Below are 18,351 nucleotides of genomic sequence, written 5' to 3'. Positions count from 1 at the left end.
AACAATCCAGCCAGTCTAATTCAGCACACGAGCGCTCGAGCCGATGGCAACAGTGGTTGCGACCCTGATCGGCGCACGAATGTGCGTATACAATTTTTTCCACCGAATTTGCGTTTGGCGAGGCCAGCAGATACGCCCCTGTGTAAAATGTACGTTTAATTCTTTACACTTGCAGCAGATAAAACCGCGGCATAACGATTATATATTCAAAATGAAGGACTTAGAGAGAAATTCTGGGAAGCCGGGCCAAAACAAGGCGCAACAAGCCGATTCCGCTTCCCCCCAACAGGTCCTGCCGCAAGCACAATTCGTGACAATCACTGAAGAAGAGGCCGGTCAGCGGATCGATAACTACCTGTTGCGTGTTTGCAAAGGCGTGCCGAAGAGCCACGTCTATCGTATCCTGCGTTCGGGGGAAGTACGGGTCAACAAGGGCCGCATCGACCAGTTGTACCGCCTGAATGCCGGCGACCTGGTGCGCATTCCACCGATTCGAATTGCCGAGAAGCAAGAAGCTACCGTCCCGGCTGCTGAATTCGAGGTGATTTTTGAAGACGCCAACTTGCTGGTCATCAACAAGCCCTGCGGCGTGGCCGTTCATGGCGGCTCCGGCGTTTCGTTTGGCGTGATCGAGCAGCTGCGCGCTGCGCGCCCGGAGGCCAAATTCCTGGAACTGGTGCATCGCCTGGACCGGGAAACGTCCGGTCTGCTGTTAATTGCGAAGAAACGTACCGCCCTGACCAACCTGCACGACCAGATGCGTGACGGCCTGACTGACAAGCGCTACCTGGCGCTGGCCGTCGGCGACTGGAAGAACAAGCGCCAGCACGTGAAGTTGGCATTGCACAAATTCACACTGCCAGACGGCGAGCGCCGGGTGCGCGTGCAAGCGGACGGCCAGGCCTCGCATACCGTGTTCAGCCTGCTGCAGAAGTTCGACGGTTTTGCCTTGCTGGAAGCCGAGTTGAAGACTGGCCGCACCCACCAGATTCGCGTTCATCTGCAATCTTCGGGTTTCCCTATTGCAGGTGACGATAAATACGGCGATTTCGCCTTAAATAAAGCACTGCAGAAAGCCACGGAAACGCGCGGCGCGCTCAAGCGTATGTTCCTGCATGCCCACCAGATTACGTTTACCCACCCGGAAACGGGCAAGCAAATGACCCTGAATGCGCCTTTGGCTGCCGAATGCCAGCGATTCTTGGTAAGCTTGGGGAAACCATTGAATTGAGAAAAAAATAATGCCGCGCAAGCAATTTGACCTGATCGTCTTCGATTGGGATGGCACGCTCATGGACAGCACTGCCACCATCGTGAAGTGCATCCAGGCTGCCGCCAAGGACCTTGGCCTGCCCATCCCGAGCCGGGAGCAATCCGCCCATGTGATTGGGCTGGGCATGGGGGAAGCCATGCAAGTCGCGATGCCAAACCTCGACCCGAAGGTTTATCCGCGCGTAATGGAGCGTTACCGCTACCACTACCTGGCGAAGGACCACGAGCTGACCTTGTTCGACGGCGTGCACGATATGCTGCAGGACTTATCGCAGCAGGGCTATTTCCTCGCAGTTGCCACAGGCAAGAGCCGGGTCGGCCTGAACCGCTCGCTGAACGCCGCGGGCCTGTTGTCCACCTTCGATGCCACGCGCTGTGCCGATGAGACTTTCTCCAAACCCCACCCTGCCATGCTGCAGGAACTGACCCGCGAACTGGGCCAGGATCTGCGCCGCACGGTCATGATCGGCGACACCACCCATGACTTGATGATGGCGCAAAATGCCGGATCGTCCGGCATCGCCGTCGAATATGGCGCCCATCCGCTCGAGCAACTGGCTGCCTGCAACCCGGTGTTTTCGGCGCGCAATGTGCCGCAGTTGCACCAATGGCTGATTGAGAACGCCTGATGGATGCTGAAATCCTGGTTTGCGCTGCCGATGCGCTGCTGGAGGGCGGCAAAGGGATCCGCTTCCCGCTGCGCGCCGGTGGCGAAGACACCACCGGCTTCGTGGTGCGCTATGGCGGCAAGGTGTACGGCTACCTGAATCGTTGCGCCCATGTCCCGATCGAGCTGGACTGGGCGGAGGGCGAGTTCTTCGAATCCAGCGGCCTGTATATTATGTGTTCCACCCACGGCGCCATTTATATGCCTGAGAATGGCCAATGTGCCGGCGGCCCGTGCCGCGGCGGCCGCCTGCGCCCTATTGCGGTGACCGAACGCGACGATAACATCTACTGGCAGCCTGACGATTATGTGCGCCCACGACCATGAGTGATAACATCGACAACAATGACAAGCAGCCGCTCCCGCCTGCCGAGAACCCGCCCATCAAGTGGGAGCGCGAAGTCCTGGAAAAGCTGGTCTTCGCGACACTGAAGGAACAGCGCGCCAATCGCCGCTGGAGCATCTTCTTCAAGGTGTCGACATTGGCGATCATCTTCTTCGCCCTGGCCAGCTATTTCGGCGTCAATCTGATGGGGGGCGATGCCGAAGCGCTCGGCCGCCACACCGCCCTGATTGAAATCGAAGGCAGCATCGAATCCGAAGGCAGCGGCGCTGCTGACGTCGTCATTCCTGCGCTGAATAAAGCTTTCTCGGACACCGGCTCGGTCGCCATCGTCCTGCACATCAACAGCCCGGGCGGCAGTGCAGTGCAGGCTGGCATGATCGTCGACGAGATCCGCCGCCTGCGCCTAGGCTACCCGCAAAAACCGCTATATGTGGTGGTCGATGAAATCTGCGCCTCGGGCGGGTATTACATCGCGTCGGCGGCCGACCGTATCTACGTCAACAAGGCCAGCATCATCGGTTCGATCGGCGTGCTGATGGATGGCTTTGGATTTACCGGCACCATGGAAAAGCTGGGCATTGAACGCCGCCTGCTGACGGCTGGCGAGAACAAAGGCTTCATGGACCCGTTCAGCCCGCAGTCGGACAAGCAGAAGCAGCACGCGCAGACCATGTTGAAGGAGATTCACGCCCAGTTTATCGACGTGGTGCGCACCGGCCGCGGCAAGCGCCTGAGGGAAACGCCGGACATGTTTTCCGGCCTGTACTGGACGGGCGCGCGCGCCGTGGAAATGGGCTTGGCCGACGACCTGGGCAGTGTCGACAGCGTGGCGCGCGATATCGTGAAAGCCGAAGATATTGTCGACTACACCCAGCATGAAAACCTGCCTGAGCGCGTGCTGAAGAAGTTTGGCGCAGCCGTGGGCTACGGCGCAATCAAGGCCGCTGCCGATGCGGCCAAGCCGAGCTTGCGCTAAGCCGTGGCCCCGAATGGCTCAGCAGTTAACATTGGCATTTTTGCCTAGATTTTGCCTTGCCATTTCCCCGACGTGGACTATATTGACGGTGTAGTTCGATTCAAGGGGAGGGCGATTAGCAATCAATTCTTGAGGCAGACTACGCAGCCGCATCACGGATGCGGAGTTGAGTGAATTCACATTCCTCGTCACTGTCTCTTTGGGAGGCAAGAGAACGGCGGCCCCTGGCCGCTGTTTTCGTTTGCGTACTCTGTTCTTCGGTCGCAAAGCCGCCTTGCACCATCCACTCGAGCAACTCTGTTCCCTGTTGACGCCGCCACAATGCCTGCGGCATTGCGCCTGCCTGGCCGCTCCAGCGCGCAACAGCCAGCTTGGTTTCCAGCGCAGCGGCATGGGCCTGTGCCAACGACTTACGGTTGATGTAGAGCTTCATTGCTGAGATCTCCCAAAGAAATTCCTATAGCCCAGTCAGCAGATTCCTAATGCTATTTAAGTGTACCAACTCGACTGTCACACCCTTTGATCTGCATCAATAGGGAGGCTTGCGGTAGCGTAAATCCGGTAAAATCCCGCCCCATGAGTAAATTATCCCTGGACCGAATCCTGCAGTCGCAAGGCTTCGGCACCCGTAAATACTGCCGCGCCCTGATCGAAGACGGTGACGTTTCCATCGGCGGCGCCGTGCAGGATAACTATAAAGCGACTATCGAAACCGACGGCCTGGTGCTGGAAGTGTTCGGCGATGAGTGGGTGTATCGCGAGCACCTCTATCTTGCCTTGTATAAGCCTTCCAATTACGAATGCTCCCGCAAGCCCAGCCATCACCCCGGCGTGCTGACCTTGCTTCCTGAGCAATTTACCTGGCGCGAAGTCCAGCCGGTGGGCCGCCTCGATCACGACACCACCGGCATGCTGCTGATGTCCGACGATGGCCCGTTCATTCATGCCCAGTCCTCTCCCAAGCGCCACGTGCCCAAGGTCTACCTGGCCACCACGGCCGAACCGGTGACCGACCAGCTGGTGGCCCAGATGCTGGCCGGGGTCCAGCTGCACGATGAACCGGCGCCGCTGGCCGCCGTTACCTGCATCAAACGCGGCGAGCACCAGCTTGAGATCGTGCTGGAGCAGGGCAAGTACCACCAGGTCAAACGCATGCTGGCTGCCGCCGGCAATCACTGCTCCGCCCTGCATCGCTCCGCCATCGGTCAACTGCAGCTCGACTCGCTGGGCCTGCAGGAGGGCGAGTGGTGTTACCTCACGCCGGAACAGCTTGCCCTGTTGGCGCCTGCCTGATCACTTCTTCAGCATGGCCGCATGCCCTGCGGCCATTTCTTCCTTGCTCAGGAAGCCATTCTTGTCGGTATCCATTTTCGCCAGCATGGATGCCGATCCTTTCGCGTGCTCGTCGGCGCTCAGGAGGCCGTCTCCATCCGAATCGACGGCCTTGATCTTGTCGGCAGCGGGCATATCCGATGTCCTGGCGGTGTGGCCCGTAACGGCCGTGTGGGCCGCAGTCATTTCCGCGGCGGTGACCTTGCCGTCGCGGTTGGCGTCCATTTTTCCGAACATCGCCTTGGCGCCCGCCGCATGTTCGGCCGCCGACACCTTGCCGTCGCGGTCTGCGTCCATCGATGTGAATTGCCGGTCCACTTCCGGCCCGGCCATTGCCTGGGCCGATAGCAATGCTGCTGCGATTAAGCCAGGTACTTTCATATTGGCCTCCTAAGCGCTAACCATGCTGAGGATATTGCCGTCGACATCCTTGAACCAGGCCACCTTCATGTGGCTGCCCACGTGGATGTCGCCGTCGAGCGTCAGGCCCGGCATGGCGTAATGTTCAAACTTCACGCCCAGTGCCTTCAGGCGCGCCGCAACGGTTTCCAGTTCGGCGCCTGCGTTCCATGTCACGCAAGTTGCTTTATTAGTCCCTGCGAACTCCGAGCGATAGACATTGATCCGGCTAGCTCCGCTACGGAATATCAGCACTTCCTCTTCGGGGCTGTCGAGTTTTTCGAGCCCAAGTATGTCACCGTAGAACTTCGCTGCCGCAGCCAGGTCTTTCACGGCGATCATGGCAATCGCATCTTTGTCAGCTAGCATGGTCCGACTCCGCCTCTGTGTTACCGATGGAGGCTAAGTCAGTTCGCACGCCGCGTCGGTTAGTTGTCGCACCCGGCCCGGCTGATTTATCGCGCCGCTTTGCGTCTGGGCAAGCCGTCCATCACGCCGCCAGCGGCGATGCCCGCAGCACGTGGCGGTCGAACAGGCGGTCGTGGCAAGGCAGAGCGATGACGTTGATGATGGGCTCCAGGACAGCGGCAAGACCGCCAAAGGCGAGCGAACCGGTGGCAGCGTACAGCGTGGCAAATGCAACCAGCGCATGCATCAGGGTTTGCGACACCTTTTCGGCCGCGATCAGCGCCAGCCGGCGTGTGCTGAAGCGTGTGCGTACCCCGCGCCATGCCCGTTCATGAAATGGAAGCAGCACAACATTGATGACGGGCTCAAGGACGGCAACCAGGCCGCCAAACGCTACCGAGCCGGTCAACAGGTACATCAGGCCAAACGCAATGCCCATGTGGGCGGTGACTTGACTCATTTTCTTTGCTGCGATTGCCATGGCCGATACCCTTTCCAGTTGGGTCAAATGGTAATGATTCGCATCTAAGAGGTAAAATTGATTATCTCTACCGATCCGATAGCATTCTCAAGATGAAACTTGCCACCCTTAAAGACGGCACCCGCGACGGCCAGCTGATCGTCGTCTCCCGCGACCTGAAGACCGCCGTGGTCGCCGATGGCATTGCCCGCAACCTGCAGCGCGCGTTGGATGACTGGTCTTTCATTTCGCCCCAGCTGGATGAGCTGTACCGCCAGCTCAACGAGGGTAAAGCCCGCCGCAGCTTCGACTTCGAACCGAAGAATTGCATGGCCCCGCTGCCGCGCGCCTACCAGTGGGCCGACGGTTCGGCCTACGTCAACCACGTTGAACTGGTACGCAAGGCGCGCAATGCCGAGATGCCCGCCTCGTTCTGGGAAGACCCGCTGATGTACCAGGGCGGCAGCGATGACTTCATCGGTCCTTGCGACGACATCGAGCTGAAGCACGAAGAGTGGGGCATCGACTTCGAATCGGAAATCGCCGTGATTACCGACGACGTGCCGATGGGCGCCACGCCCGACCTGGCGTTCCAGCAGATTCGCCTGCTGGTGCTGGTCAACGATGTTTCGCTGCGCAACCTGATCCCGGAGGAATTGGCGAAAGGTTTCGGCTTCTTCCAGTCCAAGCCGGCCAGCAGCTTCGCGCCGGTCGCTGTCACGCCGGACGAGCTGGGCGAAGCCTGGAAGGACGCCAAGGTCCACCTGCCGCTGCGCTCCAGCTGGAATGGCAAGCTGGTGGGCCAGCCTAACGCCGGCGTGGACATGGTCTTCAACTTCGCCCAGCTGATTGCCCACCTGGTGAAGACGCGCAATGCGCGCGCTGGCACTATCGTCGGCTCCGGCACCGTGTCCAACAAGGATGCCAAAAAGGGTTATTCCTGCATCGCCGAAAAGCGCTGCCTGGAGATGATCGCCGATGGCAAAGCCACAACTTCTTTCATGTCCTTCGGCGACACCATCAAGATCGAAATGCTGGACGCGGACGGTAAGTCCATCTTCGGCGCCATCGACCAGCAGGTCTGGCAAGCGGGGCGTCCGAAAACGGCTGCAGTGGACGCTCCGGAGGCGGCCCCCGCCGAGTAAAGCCGGATTTACCTTCCTTTTCCAGCGATAGCTCTTGCCCGGCCGCAGCGATAATGGCACGGTCGATAACAGGAGCGGTCAATGGCTGAAGACAGCGAAGCCGAGAAAACAGAACCCGCGTCACAGAGGCGCCTCGAGCAGGCGCGTGAAGAAGGGGATGTACCCAGGTCGCGTGAAGTGGCGACCTTTACCGTTCTTATGGCAGCGGGTGCCGGCTTGTGGATGACCGGTTCCGGCCTGGTGCGCGAATTGAGCCGCAGCCTCACCTCGGGGCTGTCGCTGACGCGCGAGCAAGTCTTCAATCCTGATGTGCTGACGACCCGCATCCTGGTCGACGTCGTGCATGTGATGCTGGCCTGCCTGCCGATCGCCCTCGCCGTGATGGTGGTGGCACTGGCCTCGCCGCTGCTGGTTGGCGGCTGGCTGTTCTCGGCCAAGGCATTTACCCCGAATTTCATGAAGCTGAACCCTATCACGGGTATCGGCAATATGTTCTCCACCAATTCGCTGGTGGAGCTGGTCAAGGCCATCATCAAGTCCATCGTGGTGGGTGTGGTGGCCTATCTGGTCATTTCGCGCCAGCAGCAGGAAGCGATCGGCCTGATGGTCGAGCCGCTGCACACCGGCAGCACGCACGTCATGAATATGCTCGGCTTCAGCTTCATCGTGATCGTCGGCGCGCTGGGCTTCATTGCCTTGATCGATGCGCCCTACCAGATGTGGCATTACGCGAACAAGCTGAAGATGACACGGCAGGAGGTGATCCAGGAGTCCAAGGAATCGGACGGCAACCCGCAAATCAAGGGCAAGATCCGCCAGCTCCAGCGCGAAATGGCGAAGAAACGCATGATGCAGGAAGTGCCGACCGCCGATGTGGTGGTGACCAACCCGACCCATTATGCGGTGGCGCTGAAGTACGCCGAAGGCGGGCAGGGTGCGCCGCGCGTGGTGGCCAAAGGTACCGATGCCGTGGCAGCCAGGATCCGCGAGCTGGCGAAAGAGCATCGCGTCGCCATCCTGGAAGCGCCGCCGCTGGCACGGGCCCTGCACAAGCACACGGAAATCGGCGACGAAATCCCGCCGCGCCTGTACGCGGCCGTGGCGGAAGTGCTGGCGTATGTGTACCAGATCAAGGCCTATCGTCCAGGCCTGCGTTACCCGGACCGTCCGACCAGGCTCGATGTGCCGGACGATATGGACCCACTGAACAAGCATTAACGGAGTTAGAGAATGAACGCCCTGAACATGCCGCCATGGATGAAAGGCATAGCCGGCAACGGCCAGGCCTTGGCTGCACCGATCCTGATCATCATGCTGCTGGCAATGATGATCCTGCCCTTGCCGGCGTTCGTGCTCGACCTGTTCTTCAGCTTCAATATCGCGCTGTCGATCATCGTGCTGCTGACCAGCCTGTATACGGTCAAGCCTTTGGACTTCATGGCTTTCCCGACCGTTCTGCTGGTGTCGACCATGCTGCGCCTGTCCCTGAATGTGGCGTCGACCCGCGTCGTGCTGACCGAAGGTCACACCGGCCCGGATGCGGCCGGCAAGGTGATTGAGGCCTTCGGCCACTTCCTGATCGGCGGCAACTACACTGTCGGTATCGTGGTGTTCGTGATCCTGACCATCATCAACTTCGTGGTGGTGACCAAGGGTGCTGGCCGTATCGCCGAAGTGGGCGCGCGGTTCGCCCTGGATGCGATGCCCGGCAAACAGATGGCGATTGACGCCGACCTGAATGCCGGCCTGATTGGCGAGGCGGAAGCAAAGCGCCGCCGCAATGAAGTCTCGCAGGAGGCGGAATTCTACGGCGCCATGGACGGTGCATCGAAGTACGTGCGCGGCGATGCGATCGCCGGCATCCTCGTTACCGTCATCAATGTGGTGGGCGGCCTGCTGGTGGGCATGATCCAGCACGACATGGCTTTTGCCGACGCGCTGAAAAACTACGTTCTGCTGGCAATCGGTGACGGCCTGGTGGCACAGATTCCTTCGCTGGTGATCTCGATCGCCGCTGGTATTGTGGTATCGCGCGTCGCCTCCGAAACCGATATCGGTACCCAGGTGATCAGCCAGTTGTTCGCCAAGCCGCAAGTGCTGTTCATCACCGGCGCCATCATCGGCGGCCTGGGCCTGATTCCCGGCATGCCAAACCTGGTGTTCATCCTGCTGGCGTCGACCCTGATCGGCGCCGGCTACCTGCAGCAGAAGCGGGCCAGGGAAAAAGCCGAAACGGTTGCCGCGCAAGAAGCCGGCGGGGCGGGCGGCGGCGGCGCCGGTGCGGCTGCCGGGACGCAGGCGGCGCCCGAGCAGGAGGAGGCGACCTGGCAGGACGTGCTGGCGGTCGATACCCTTGGCCTGGAAGTAGGCTACCGCCTGATTCCGCTGGTCGACAAGACCCAGGGCGGCGAACTGCTGAAACGCATCAAGGGCATCCGCAAGAAGTTCGCGCAGGAGGTGGGTTTCCTGGCGCCGCCGGTACATATCCGCGATAACCTGGAACTGAAGCCTTCCGCTTACCGCATTACGTTAAAGGGTGTGGAAGTCGGTACCGGCGAGGCATTCAATGGCCAGTACCTGGCGATCAACCCGGGCATGGCCAGCGGCACGCTGCCGGGCATGGTGACCACTGATCCTGCGTTCGGCCTTCCGGCCATCTGGATCGATGCCTCGCTGCGCGACCAGGCTACCGGCATGGGTTATACCGTAGTCGATGCCGGCACCGTGGTGGCGACCCACCTGAATCACCTGATCACCTCGCACGCATCCGAACTGCTTGGCCGCGCGGAAGTGCAGTCGCTGCTGGATCACCTGGGCAAGGACTCGCCGAAGCTGGTGGAGGACCTGGTGCCGAAGATGCTGTCGCTGTCGACCCTGCAGAAGGTGTTGCAGAACCTGTTGGCGGAAGGGGTGCACATCCGCGATATGCGCACCATCATTGAAACGCTGGCCGAGTTCACACCGCATACCCAGGATCCGAATGAGCTGACTGCGCAGGTGCGCGTGGCGCTGGGCCGGGCGATCGTGCAGCAGCTGTTCCCGGCAGGCGGGGAGCTGTCCGTGATGACGCTGGATAACCGCCTTGAGCGCTTGCTGATGCAGGCCATGGCCAGCGGCGGCGCCGATGCCGCCGGCATCGAACCGGGACTGGCTGATACGATCGCGCAGCAGGCTGCGGCAGCAACGCAGCAGCAGGAGGCGCTGGGCGTCACGCCGGTGCTGCTGGTGCCGGGGGCGCTGCGTCCGCTGCTGTCCAAGTTCCTGCGCCGCGCGCTGCCGCAGCTGAAGGTGCTGTCGCATTCGGAGATTCCGGAGACTAAAACCATTCGTGTCACCGCGCTGGTGGGTGCGCAATAACACCGGTGAACCAGGGTCAGGCCCAAGGGTCTGACCCTGCCTGTTCGGCTGCTGCGGGTTGGCCGTGGCGCCAACGGGGTCTGACCCAGGTTTACCGGTTTTGAATTAAGCCGCATTTCCCGAGCTATTCCACCGATTGTTACCTTCACGCATCGTCAATAATCTGACCATGTGCGAATCAGTCGGAGCAGCAGGAAATGAACGTCAAAAAATTTACCGCCCCAACATCTCGTGAAGCGCTGCGCAAGGTACGCGAAGCGCTTGGCCCGGATGCGGTGATCCTTTCCAATCGTGCCGTCGATGGCGCGGTGGAAATCCTGGCCCTGGCCGGCGACGATGCCGCCGCCCTGGCCCCGCACTCCCCGGATTCCCCGATGTCCGCCCCAGCGCCGCAGTTGGACCTGGCGCCGGTCGCTCCCGCTGCAGGTCACGCCCCGGCACTGCTCTCCCAGCCTGCCGCACCGGTCGTGCGCGCCGCGGCGCGTCCTGCGCCGTCGGCCACGCGCCCGGCGGCCCGCCCGATCGCACCGGCTCCGGCCGTTCCAGCCATGGACATGGAGCGCATTTCCTCCTTGGTCGCAGAAGCTGTCGCCAGCGCCAAAGCCACTGCCGCCGCCGAGATGACCAGCATGATGAGCGAACTGCGCGCCATGCGCGGCATGATGGAGACCCAGCTCAATGAACTGGCCTTCGCCAACACCCAGCAACGCGAACCGCACAAGACCGTGGTGCTGCGCGAACTGCTGGCAGCCGGCTTCTCTGCCAGCCTGGCGCGCTACCTGACCGACAAGCTGCCGGCCACCCGCGACAGCGCCGAAGCGCTGCAGTGGATGCGCACCGTGCTGGCCCGCAACATCAACGCCATGAACAACGAAGATGCGCTGCTGGAAAAGGGCGGCGTATTCGCCCTGGTCGGCCCGACCGGCGTCGGCAAGACCACCACCACCGCCAAGCTGGCCGCGCGCTGCGTGATGCGCCACGGCCCGGAAAAACTGGCCCTGATCACCACCGATGCCTACCGTATCGGCGCCCACGAACAGCTGCGCATTTACGGCAAGATCCTGGGCGTCATGGTGCACTCGGTAAAGGACGAGGCCGACCTGCGCATCGCCCTCAATGAGCTGCGCAACAAGCACACCGTGCTGATTGATACTGTTGGTGTCAGCCAGCGCGACCAGATGGTGGCCGAGCAGGTCGCCATGCTGCAGGGCGTCGGCGCCGACGTCCAGCGCATCCTGTGCATGAACGCCACCTCGACCCAGGAAACCCTGGCCGAAGTGGTGCGCGCCTACCAGGGCAGCGGCCTGGCCGGCGCCATCATCACCAAGCTGGACGAAGCCGCCTCGATCGGTTCCGCGCTGGACGTGGTGATCCGCCACAAGCTGCGCCTGTACTACGCGTCCAACGGCCAGCGCGTGCCGGAAGACCTGCACCTGGCCGACCCGGTGGCGCTGGTAGGCCGCGCCTTCGGCTGCCAGTCCGCCCCGAAATACGGCGACGCCGAGCTGCCGCTGCTGGTGGCCGGTGCCGCCCATGACCCAATGCTGCGCGAGGTACGCTTTGGCTAATTTCGATTTCGACCAGGCCGAAGGCCTGCGCCGGATGCTGGCCGGTCCCCGGCCGCGCATCGTCACCTTCCTGTCGGCCACGCCGCAGGACGACAAGGGCGCCATGCTGGTCAACCTGGGCGCCTCGCTGTCGCAAGCCGGCAACAACGTGCTGCTGGTCGATGCCTGCGCCAGCGCCCACGGCGTGGTGTCCCGCCTGGGCCTGGACTACGGCACCAGCCTGCTCGACGTGGCGCGCCAGCGCTGCGGCCTGAACCAGGTGCTGCATGCTGCACCGCAAGGCTTCAACGTGGTGTCGATGACGCGTGGCGAGTCGCGCCACGGCCCGGACGAAGGCCGGCGCCTGGCCAAGGCCTTCGGTGTGTTGGCCAGCCAGGCCGGCATCGTGCTGGTGGACGGCGAGTTCGACGGTGAAGCCTTCCCGGTGCCCTTGATGGCCAGTTCCGAGATCGTGGTGCAGGTGTCGAACAGCGCCACTTCCATCAAGAATGCTTATATGATGATCAAGCGGCTCAACCATGAACTGGGCCGCCGTCCGTTCGGCATCCTGGTCACCGGCGCTTCGGAGGCCGAAGCAAGGGTGGTTTACGATAATATGGCACATGCGGCAAGCCGTTACCTGGCAGTCAACCTCGTTTCCATGGGGTCTGTCCCGGCCGACGAATACCTGCAGCGTGCAGCCCGGCTGGGTCGTGCGGTGGTGGACGCCTTCCCCTTGGCCGGGGCTTCAGTGGCCTTCCGCCAGCTGGCCGGGCGTTTTGCAATGGGGAGCTGCAACCATTTTAGAGCCTGAAAAGAATTAGAACCTTTATGTACACGGTCAAAGGGAAGGTGGACAAGGATTCCTTGCTGACGGAGCACATGCCGTTGGTGAAGCGCCTGGCCCACCATATGAAGGCAAAATTGCCGCCCAGTGTGGAAGTGGATGACCTGGTACAGGCCGGTATGATCGGCTTGCTTGACGCAATCAACCGCTACGAAGAAACCCACGGCGCCCAGTTCGAGACTTACGCGGTGATGCGCATCCGCGGCGCCATGCTCGATGAATTGCGCTCTTCCGACTGGATGCCGCGTTCGATGCGCCAGGACATGCGCAAGATTGAAAACGCCATGGCCACGCTGCAGCAGCGCCTGGGCCGCCCGCCCACCGAATCGGAAGTGGCGAAGTCGCTCAAGCTGTCGTTGGCCGATTACCAGGAAATGCTGTCCGAAGGCGGCGGCCACCAACTGGTGTACTACGAAGACTTTCACGAGGAAGACGGCAACGACAGCTTCCTCGACCGCTACGCCCATGATGAAGATGCCGATCCGCTGCGCGCGCTGCTCGACACCGACTTCCGCCAGGCTGTGATCGATGCGATTGAAGCGCTACCGCCACGTGAGAAAATGCTGATGGGCCTTTACTACGAGGAAGAGCTGAACCTGAAGGAGATCGGCGCCGTGATGGGCGTATCCGAATCCCGGGTGTCGCAGTTGCATACACAAGCCGTGGCGCGCCTGCGTGCCTCGCTGCGGGAGCAGGCATGGACTGGTCCAGCGTAGCCGGCGTTTTGCTGGCGCTGGCCGGCATCATCGTCGGCCAGGGGCTGGAAGGCGGCAAGATATCCTCCTTGCTGCAGCCCGCGGCGTTTGCCATCGTGGTGATCGGCACTTTCGGCGCGGTCATGCTGCAAACCCGTGTGCCAACCTTGCGCCGCGGCCTGACCATGCTGCGCTGGGTGTTCAAGCCGCCGCCAGACAACCGCGCCCAGCTGGCGCGCGATATCAATACCTGGAGCATGCTGGCCCGCCGCGACGGGCTGTTGGCGCTGGAGCGCCCCATGCTGGGCGCCAAGGACAAGTTCATCGCCAAGGGCTTGCGCATGATCGTGGACGGCATCAACCCGGACAAGATGCGCCAGATGCTGGACATGGAGATAACCGCTTTCGAAACGGCGGAGCGCCAGGCGGTGCGCATCTGGGAATCGGCGGCCGGCTACTCGCCCACCATCGGCATCCTGGGCGCGGTGCTGGGCCTGATCCATGTGATGGAAAACCTGACCGACCCGAGCAAGCTCGGTTCCGGCATTGCGGTGGCGTTCGTGTCGACCATTTACGGCGTCGGGCTGGCCAACCTGTTCTTTTACCCGATCGCCAACAAGCTCAAGACCATTGTCACGCGCCAGGTCTATTTGCAGGAGCTGACCGCTGCGGTGATGTACGACATTGCCACCGGTGATTTCACGCGCGTTATCGATGAACGGATCGCGACCCTGATGCGGGAGCCGTGACATGCAATACCGCCGCGCACGCCGCAAGTTCGATGACGATCCCGAGAACCATGAGCGCTGGCTGATCTCCTACGCGGATTTCATTACCCTGCTGTTTGCCTTCTTTGTCGTGATGTATGCGGTGTCCTCCGTTAACATCGGCAAATACAAGGTGTTCTCCGATGCACTGGGGGATGCGTTCGGCGGGGCTGGCGCTGCGCCGCCGACCAATACGGAAGTCCAGAGCCTGCCGATTCCCAATCCGGCCACGCGCAAGCGCAATGAGGCGATCAAGAAGGAGAAGGAGCAGATGACGCGGCTGGCCAAGGACCTGGCCAGTACCCTGGCGCCGCTGGTCAAGGAGGGCAAGGTGCGGGTGACGCAGAACAGCCGCGGGGTGAGCGTCGAGATCAATGCCTCAGTGTTGTTCCGCGCTGGCGATGCGAGCCTGACCGATGAATCGCGCGAGGCGCTGACCGCGGTGGCGACGCTGCTGAAGGACGATCCGCATAATGTGCAGGTGGAGGGGCACACCGACAACGTGCCGATCAGGAATGCCACCTATCCGTCGAACTGGGAGTTGTCGGCGGTACGGGCAGGGAGTGTGGTCAGGCTGTTTATCGAGTCGGGGATCGCAGCGTCGCGCATGACTGCGGTGGGGCATGCCGATAACCAGCCGGTGGCTTCGAATGATGATGCCGAGTCGCGGGCGAGGAATCGGCGGGTGGCGGTGACGATTTTGTCGGGCATCCCTGATCCGGCTACCGAGATTCCAAACCCTTAAAACCGGTAATCCGGTGTCTGACCCGCAGGGTCAGACACCAGGGCTGTGGCTGCCGCCGGTTTGCCGGTTTCAGGCGCGCAGGCGCTCCGGATGCTGCATTGCTGCCCGCAGCCGCTGCCGGCGGCGCCAATGCCAGCCCGTCCCGATCGCGGCAACCAGCAACACCAGTGCCGCCATCGGCCACGCCGACCTTTGCAAATTCTTCTTCGCCTGCTCGTCCATCAGTTCTTCGGGAAACGGCCGCGGCTCCACCGGCACCACCTGCCACTTGCTGCGGTCTTGCGGCGCGCGCGCCATGAATTCGTCGATCGAGTACGCCGGCGCCGAACCGAAGGCGCGGCTGGACGGCACCTGCGGAATCCGCACCAGCATCACCGCTTCCACATCCGCCTGCAACTGCTGCTCAAAGCCGCTCAACTGGCGCCCCGCCTGTCCGCCCAATACGTCCAGCAGGTCCTTGCCCAGCGCATCGAACGCCACCGCCGGATGCAAGCGTGTCTGCTCCTCGGTGAAATAGCTGTAGGCCTTCTTGCCGCTGGCAATGCTCATCTGCGTCGCTGCCATGTAGGCAAACGCGCCAACGGCCTTCAGCCGGTTGGTTGGCCCCTGCAAAGGCCACTGCCAGCCCAGCTTGCGCAGCACGTCGACATTGATTCCGGTGCAGTTGGCAGCCGCATGCTGGTAGCTGAAATGATGGGCGTAAAACGCGCGGAACACCTGGTTCACGTTGGCCTGGTAAGCCTGCGCCGTGCGCGGGTCTTTCAGCACCGCCACCAGCATGTACGAGGGACGGTAATACTGTTGGCCGCTATTCAGGTCCATCAGGTAGTTATCCATCGGCAGCGCCGAGGCGACGATGCCTTTTTCGCTATACGAATCCAGGCCGTAGAAGTTATTCACCAGCCAGTCAGACCACTCGCCCTGTGGTCCCAGGCGGCCGGTGGCGATGGCAAAGTGGCCGCCATACGCTTCATCGTCGTCGCCCTGGGCGCCGCTCAGCATCATGGCCAGCACCGGCTTGCCGGACAGGTCAGCCGGCGCGGCGCCGGGGCGCTGCCACACCTTGCGCACCGCATACTGGCCGCGCGCGCCGCCTTCGGCCTGGCGCACGAAGCCCTGCAGGTTGTCGGCGCCGGCCAGCGGCTGCAGCGGCAGCTTGGCGGCATCGATCACATAGTCGCGCGGCCAGATCGTGCGCGCCACGAATTGCTGGCCGGCTTCATCCCACTGGCCGCGCACGCGCACCTCGCGCTGGCGGAAGAAGGCTTCGGAGCTGGCGTCGAAATAGGAGCGGTTGGTAGAAAGCTTGGGCGCCAAGCGGAAACCGAGTGTTCCGCCATCGGCCGTGTGCAGCGATTTGCCGTCAAAGCGCGCCTGCGGCACCAGTTGCGGCGAACCGAGCCAGACCAGGCCCGGTGCGTCCGCCGCACCGGCCGCCGGCAAGGCGATCAGCTCGTCCTGGAAGTACCACAGGGCTTGCTTCTGGCCGCAATCGTTGCAGCGGCCGTTGGCCAGGCGGAAATTGTGGGCGGGATGCAGTCCGAACTGTTCACCGCCCAAGGCGGAATGGACGGAGGCGGCACCGGCTTGAGCGGTCGTGGCCGCCAGAATAATTCCTGAGAGAAATGTACGCATCCGCTCATTATGCAGAAAGTTGCATAAAAAGTCACATGAAATGAAAGGTCCGGCAGCAGGCCGGTTTCGGAAGGGCTCAGCCGGCGATGAAGCCGCGGCGGGTGGTGCCGCCCGTGGTCATGCCGCTCGGGCCATAGACCGTGGTTTGCTGCGGGCGCAGCGCCTGCAGCGCCCCCTGGGTGTGGCCCAGGTGCTTGTTGATCAGCAAACCGTTCAGGCGGTTCAATTCCTTCGCCGCGCGGGTCTGGTCCAGCAACTGCTGCCACAGGATGTTGGCAGCATCGTCATGCTGGGCTTCCAGCCAGGATTCCATGCCCAGCTCCATGGCCGGATAACCCGCCTCGGCCAGGGCGCGGTGGCGCGCGGTGGCCAGGGTGGCCATTTCATTGACCAGGGCCGACTTGTGCGGGGTCAGCGAGGTCAGGTGGTCGATGTCGGCCGCTACCAGGTCTTGCTGTTCCTGCTGCAGGACTTCCAGCAATTCCGTGATCTTGCTCAACTCAGCCTGCAGGCTGTGTTTGGGGGAGACAGCGGCCATCATGTTTCCTTAGCGTTGCTTACGTGCGTGCAGCAGGTCGCGGACCGTGTCCAGCAAACCGTCTGCCACTTTTTCCGAATTGACCTGGAACTGGCCGTCAGCAATTGCCAACTTGATGCGTTCGACTTTTTTCGTGTCGAACACGGCATTGCTGGCTGCAGCGCCACTGGCCGCCATTGCCTGTCCTTGTGCGGACAGGCGCACATTGTCGGTACCTGCCTGTGGTGCGGTCGAAGTTGCCGCGGCGGCCTTGTCCGCGCCGCGCGCGTTCGTGCTCGTCGCGGGCGAACTTGGCAAGCCCGGCGTGTTCTTCAATGTATCGTTGATCTTCACAGCTTTATCCTCGTCTGGTTGGAGTACTTTACCCCGGCATACGAGTCTATTACGGCAACCTGCCGCCAAACTTTAGCTGGCATGGTGAAACTTGTTTAAAAAGCCACTTCGACCAGTCCGCCCACGCGGGCAATCCCGCTGATTTGCTGGCCATTGCCGGTGCGCACTGCCACCACCTGGCCCTCGGCCGCCGAACCGGCCGCCTTGCCCTCGGCCGACACCGAGAAACCATTGCCCCGGGTGACCAGCTTGACCAGCTGGCCCTGCAGGATCACCGGCCTGGCCTTGACCATGTCGACCCGGACCGGGGTACCGGCCGCAATCGACATGCTGCTGGACTTGCCGACCAGTTGCGCCTTGTCGGTCGCGATCCCCGGCGGCAGGGCGGTCAATTCGCCTTGCATCATCGCCAACTGTCCATCCTCGATGGACTGGCCCTGCACCAGCGGCACGGCGGCCGCCACATAGCTGCCCAACACGGATACCTGGGACTGAATATATACCGTCCACGGCGAAGGCGCCGCACAGCGTACGCCGACCGTGGTCTTGCCCCAGGCGCGGGCGCCCGGCATCAGGAAGGCTTCCGGGGCGGGACAGGGCGCCAGGTTCAGGCGCTGGTCGACCGCGCCGACGCTGACCGTGACCTTGCCCGGCAGGCCGGCAGTCTGGACTTGCAGGAATTGTTCGGCTACCTGGCGCAGGGCGGCAGGCTCCATGCGGGATGGGGCGGCGCAGGCAGCATTTGCCGCGCACAGGGAGGCAATGACGAGGATTAGTTTCATGTTGCCCATCTTAGCCCTCGTGCGACAGCGGCAAGCCGGGAATAAGGGCAAAAACCCCGCCTTTCTCTTCCGATCAAGCAAGCACATTGCTCCGTATCAT

Annotated in this window: 21 protein-coding genes; 13 read left to right on the top strand and 8 right to left on the bottom strand. The window is 62.1% G+C overall.

The genetic code is table 11. The features are described from left to right. The first annotated feature begins 211 nt into the window (after window positions 1-211). From rluC to ACWBU6_RS23840, 4 genes are read left to right on the top strand one after another with little or no spacing between them, the layout of a single operon-like run. The gene (gene rluC, locus ACWBU6_RS23855; protein ID WP_452649614.1) at window positions 212-1,231 is read left to right on the top strand and encodes a 23S rRNA pseudouridine(955/2504/2580) synthase RluC; all 1,020 of its coding nucleotides are present in this window, start codon (window positions 212-214) and stop codon (window positions 1,229-1,231) included. A gap of 10 nt (window positions 1,232-1,241) precedes the next feature. Then, window positions 1,242-1,901 carry an HAD-IIIA family hydrolase gene (locus tag ACWBU6_RS23850; RefSeq protein ID WP_452645820.1) on the top strand — a complete coding sequence of 220 codons (660 nt, stop codon included), beginning with the start codon at window positions 1,242-1,244 and terminating at the stop codon, window positions 1,899-1,901. Then, window positions 1,901-2,266, top strand: coding sequence for a Rieske (2Fe-2S) protein (locus ACWBU6_RS23845; protein WP_452645819.1), 366 nt, complete (start codon window positions 1,901-1,903; stop codon window positions 2,264-2,266). Before ACWBU6_RS23850 ends, ACWBU6_RS23845 begins: the two co-directional genes overlap by 1 nt. Then, a complete protein-coding gene (locus tag ACWBU6_RS23840; RefSeq protein WP_452645818.1) occupies window positions 2,263-3,261 on the top strand; it encodes a S49 family peptidase in 999 nt (332 codons plus the stop codon). The genes ACWBU6_RS23845 and ACWBU6_RS23840 overlap by 4 nt, the downstream gene beginning before the upstream one ends. Before the next feature lie 139 nt (window positions 3,262-3,400). Here the strand turns inward: ACWBU6_RS23840 and ACWBU6_RS23835 are convergent, their stop codons facing one another. Next, entirely contained in the window at window positions 3,401-3,694 is a 294-nt protein-coding gene (locus ACWBU6_RS23835) for a hypothetical protein (protein ID WP_452645817.1), read from the bottom strand. A gap of 143 nt (window positions 3,695-3,837) precedes the next feature. Here ACWBU6_RS23835 and ACWBU6_RS23830 point away from each other — a divergent pair, with 143 nt between their 5' ends. Beyond that, the gene (locus ACWBU6_RS23830) at window positions 3,838-4,554 is read left to right on the top strand and encodes a pseudouridine synthase (protein WP_452645816.1); all 717 of its coding nucleotides are present in this window, start codon (window positions 3,838-3,840) and stop codon (window positions 4,552-4,554) included. Here the strand turns inward: ACWBU6_RS23830 and ACWBU6_RS23825 are convergent, their stop codons facing one another. From ACWBU6_RS23825 to ACWBU6_RS23815, 3 genes are all read right to left on the bottom strand, one after another. After that, window positions 4,555-4,974, bottom strand: a complete 420-nt coding sequence (locus ACWBU6_RS23825; protein WP_452645815.1) for an EF-hand domain-containing protein — start codon at window positions 4,972-4,974, stop codon at window positions 4,555-4,557. 9 nt (window positions 4,975-4,983) lie between these two features. Next, window positions 4,984-5,361, bottom strand: a complete 378-nt coding sequence (locus ACWBU6_RS23820; protein WP_452645814.1) for a VOC family protein — start codon at window positions 5,359-5,361, stop codon at window positions 4,984-4,986. Window positions 5,362-5,482: 121 nt separating this feature from the next. Continuing rightward, a complete protein-coding gene (locus ACWBU6_RS23815; protein WP_452645813.1) occupies window positions 5,483-5,860 on the bottom strand; it encodes a DUF2061 domain-containing protein in 378 nt (125 codons plus the stop codon). A 113-nt stretch (window positions 5,861-5,973) separates the two neighbouring features. On the opposite strand from ACWBU6_RS23815, the gene ACWBU6_RS23810 reads away from it, so the two are divergent. From ACWBU6_RS23810 to motD, 8 genes are all read left to right on the top strand, one after another. Then, a complete protein-coding gene (locus ACWBU6_RS23810) occupies window positions 5,974-7,005 on the top strand; it encodes a fumarylacetoacetate hydrolase family protein (protein ID WP_452645812.1) in 1,032 nt (343 codons plus the stop codon). 81 nt (window positions 7,006-7,086) lie between these two features. Further along, window positions 7,087-8,223, top strand: a complete 1,137-nt coding sequence (gene flhB / locus ACWBU6_RS23805) for a flagellar biosynthesis protein FlhB (RefSeq protein ID WP_452645811.1) — start codon at window positions 7,087-7,089, stop codon at window positions 8,221-8,223. 12 nt (window positions 8,224-8,235) lie between these two features. Then, on the top strand, window positions 8,236-10,362 hold the full coding sequence (gene flhA / locus ACWBU6_RS23800; protein WP_452645810.1) for a flagellar biosynthesis protein FlhA: 2,127 nt from the start codon (window positions 8,236-8,238) through the stop codon (window positions 10,360-10,362). Window positions 10,363-10,559: 197 nt separating this feature from the next. Then, the gene (flhF, locus tag ACWBU6_RS23795) at window positions 10,560-11,930 is read left to right on the top strand and encodes a flagellar biosynthesis protein FlhF (RefSeq protein WP_452645809.1); all 1,371 of its coding nucleotides are present in this window, start codon (window positions 10,560-10,562) and stop codon (window positions 11,928-11,930) included. Further along, complete coding sequence (locus ACWBU6_RS23790; protein WP_452645808.1) at window positions 11,923-12,723, top strand: MinD/ParA family ATP-binding protein; 801 nt, start codon at window positions 11,923-11,925, stop codon at window positions 12,721-12,723. The genes flhF and ACWBU6_RS23790 overlap by 8 nt, the downstream gene beginning before the upstream one ends. Before the next feature lie 17 nt (window positions 12,724-12,740). Then, window positions 12,741-13,472, top strand: coding sequence for an RNA polymerase sigma factor FliA (locus ACWBU6_RS23785; protein ID WP_130310819.1), 732 nt, complete (start codon window positions 12,741-12,743; stop codon window positions 13,470-13,472). Then, window positions 13,454-14,200, top strand: coding sequence for a flagellar motor protein (locus ACWBU6_RS23780; RefSeq protein ID WP_452645807.1), 747 nt, complete (start codon window positions 13,454-13,456; stop codon window positions 14,198-14,200). The genes ACWBU6_RS23785 and ACWBU6_RS23780 overlap by 19 nt, the downstream gene beginning before the upstream one ends. A gap of 1 nt (window position 14,201) precedes the next feature. After that, complete coding sequence (gene motD, locus ACWBU6_RS23775) at window positions 14,202-14,963, top strand: flagellar motor protein MotD (RefSeq protein ID WP_452645806.1); 762 nt, start codon at window positions 14,202-14,204, stop codon at window positions 14,961-14,963. 69 nt (window positions 14,964-15,032) lie between these two features. Here motD and ACWBU6_RS23770 read toward each other — a convergent pair whose 3' ends face one another. The 4 genes from ACWBU6_RS23770 to flgA all read right to left on the bottom strand — a co-directional run bounded on the left by ACWBU6_RS23770 (window position 15,033) and on the right by flgA (window position 18,251). Then, window positions 15,033-16,598 (bottom strand): hypothetical protein, encoded by a 1,566-nt coding sequence (locus tag ACWBU6_RS23770; protein WP_452645805.1) that lies wholly within the window; start codon window positions 16,596-16,598, stop codon window positions 15,033-15,035. A gap of 76 nt (window positions 16,599-16,674) precedes the next feature. Further along, window positions 16,675-17,139, bottom strand: a complete 465-nt coding sequence (locus tag ACWBU6_RS23765) for a flagella synthesis protein FlgN (RefSeq protein WP_452645804.1) — start codon at window positions 17,137-17,139, stop codon at window positions 16,675-16,677. Between the two features lie 6 nt (window positions 17,140-17,145). Beyond that, a complete protein-coding gene (flgM, locus tag ACWBU6_RS23760; protein ID WP_452645803.1) occupies window positions 17,146-17,469 on the bottom strand; it encodes a flagellar biosynthesis anti-sigma factor FlgM in 324 nt (107 codons plus the stop codon). Between the two features lie 95 nt (window positions 17,470-17,564). Next, window positions 17,565-18,251: a flagellar basal body P-ring formation chaperone FlgA gene (gene flgA, locus ACWBU6_RS23755; RefSeq protein WP_452645802.1), complete on the bottom strand. Its 687-nt coding sequence runs from the start codon at window positions 18,249-18,251 to the stop codon at window positions 17,565-17,567. Window positions 18,252-18,351: the final 100 nt, after the last annotated feature.

Source organism: Pseudoduganella sp. HUAS MS19 (assembly GCF_053615455.1).
This window is presented reverse-complemented; position numbering and strand designations above follow the sequence as displayed.

Excerpts from the sequence above, each read along its gene's own strand:
- rluC (WP_452649614.1), top strand. The coding sequence starts at position 212 with ATGAAGGACTTAGAGAGAAATTCTGGGAAGCCGGGCCAAAACAAGGCG.
- ACWBU6_RS23850 (WP_452645820.1), top strand. The coding sequence starts at position 1,242 with ATGCCGCGCAAGCAATTTGACCTGATCGTCTTCGATTGGGATGGCACG.
- ACWBU6_RS23845 (WP_452645819.1), top strand. The coding sequence starts at position 1,901 with ATGGATGCTGAAATCCTGGTTTGCGCTGCCGATGCGCTGCTGGAGGGC.
- ACWBU6_RS23840 (WP_452645818.1), top strand. The coding sequence starts at position 2,263 with ATGAGTGATAACATCGACAACAATGACAAGCAGCCGCTCCCGCCTGCC.
- ACWBU6_RS23835 (WP_452645817.1), bottom strand. The coding sequence starts at position 3,694 with ATGAAGCTCTACATCAACCGTAAGTCGTTGGCACAGGCCCATGCCGCT.
- ACWBU6_RS23830 (WP_452645816.1), top strand. The coding sequence starts at position 3,838 with ATGAGTAAATTATCCCTGGACCGAATCCTGCAGTCGCAAGGCTTCGGC.
- ACWBU6_RS23825 (WP_452645815.1), bottom strand. The coding sequence starts at position 4,974 with ATGAAAGTACCTGGCTTAATCGCAGCAGCATTGCTATCGGCCCAGGCA.
- ACWBU6_RS23820 (WP_452645814.1), bottom strand. The coding sequence starts at position 5,361 with ATGCTAGCTGACAAAGATGCGATTGCCATGATCGCCGTGAAAGACCTG.
- ACWBU6_RS23815 (WP_452645813.1), bottom strand. The coding sequence starts at position 5,860 with ATGAGTCAAGTCACCGCCCACATGGGCATTGCGTTTGGCCTGATGTAC.
- ACWBU6_RS23810 (WP_452645812.1), top strand. The coding sequence starts at position 5,974 with ATGAAACTTGCCACCCTTAAAGACGGCACCCGCGACGGCCAGCTGATC.
- flhB (WP_452645811.1), top strand. The coding sequence starts at position 7,087 with ATGGCTGAAGACAGCGAAGCCGAGAAAACAGAACCCGCGTCACAGAGG.
- flhA (WP_452645810.1), top strand. The coding sequence starts at position 8,236 with ATGAACGCCCTGAACATGCCGCCATGGATGAAAGGCATAGCCGGCAAC.
- flhF (WP_452645809.1), top strand. The coding sequence starts at position 10,560 with ATGAACGTCAAAAAATTTACCGCCCCAACATCTCGTGAAGCGCTGCGC.
- ACWBU6_RS23785 (WP_130310819.1), top strand. The coding sequence starts at position 12,741 with ATGTACACGGTCAAAGGGAAGGTGGACAAGGATTCCTTGCTGACGGAG.
- ACWBU6_RS23780 (WP_452645807.1), top strand. The coding sequence starts at position 13,454 with ATGGACTGGTCCAGCGTAGCCGGCGTTTTGCTGGCGCTGGCCGGCATC.
- motD (WP_452645806.1), top strand. The coding sequence starts at position 14,202 with ATGCAATACCGCCGCGCACGCCGCAAGTTCGATGACGATCCCGAGAAC.
- ACWBU6_RS23770 (WP_452645805.1), bottom strand. The coding sequence starts at position 16,598 with ATGCGTACATTTCTCTCAGGAATTATTCTGGCGGCCACGACCGCTCAA.
- ACWBU6_RS23765 (WP_452645804.1), bottom strand. The coding sequence starts at position 17,139 with ATGATGGCCGCTGTCTCCCCCAAACACAGCCTGCAGGCTGAGTTGAGC.
- flgA (WP_452645802.1), bottom strand. The coding sequence starts at position 18,251 with ATGAAACTAATCCTCGTCATTGCCTCCCTGTGCGCGGCAAATGCTGCC.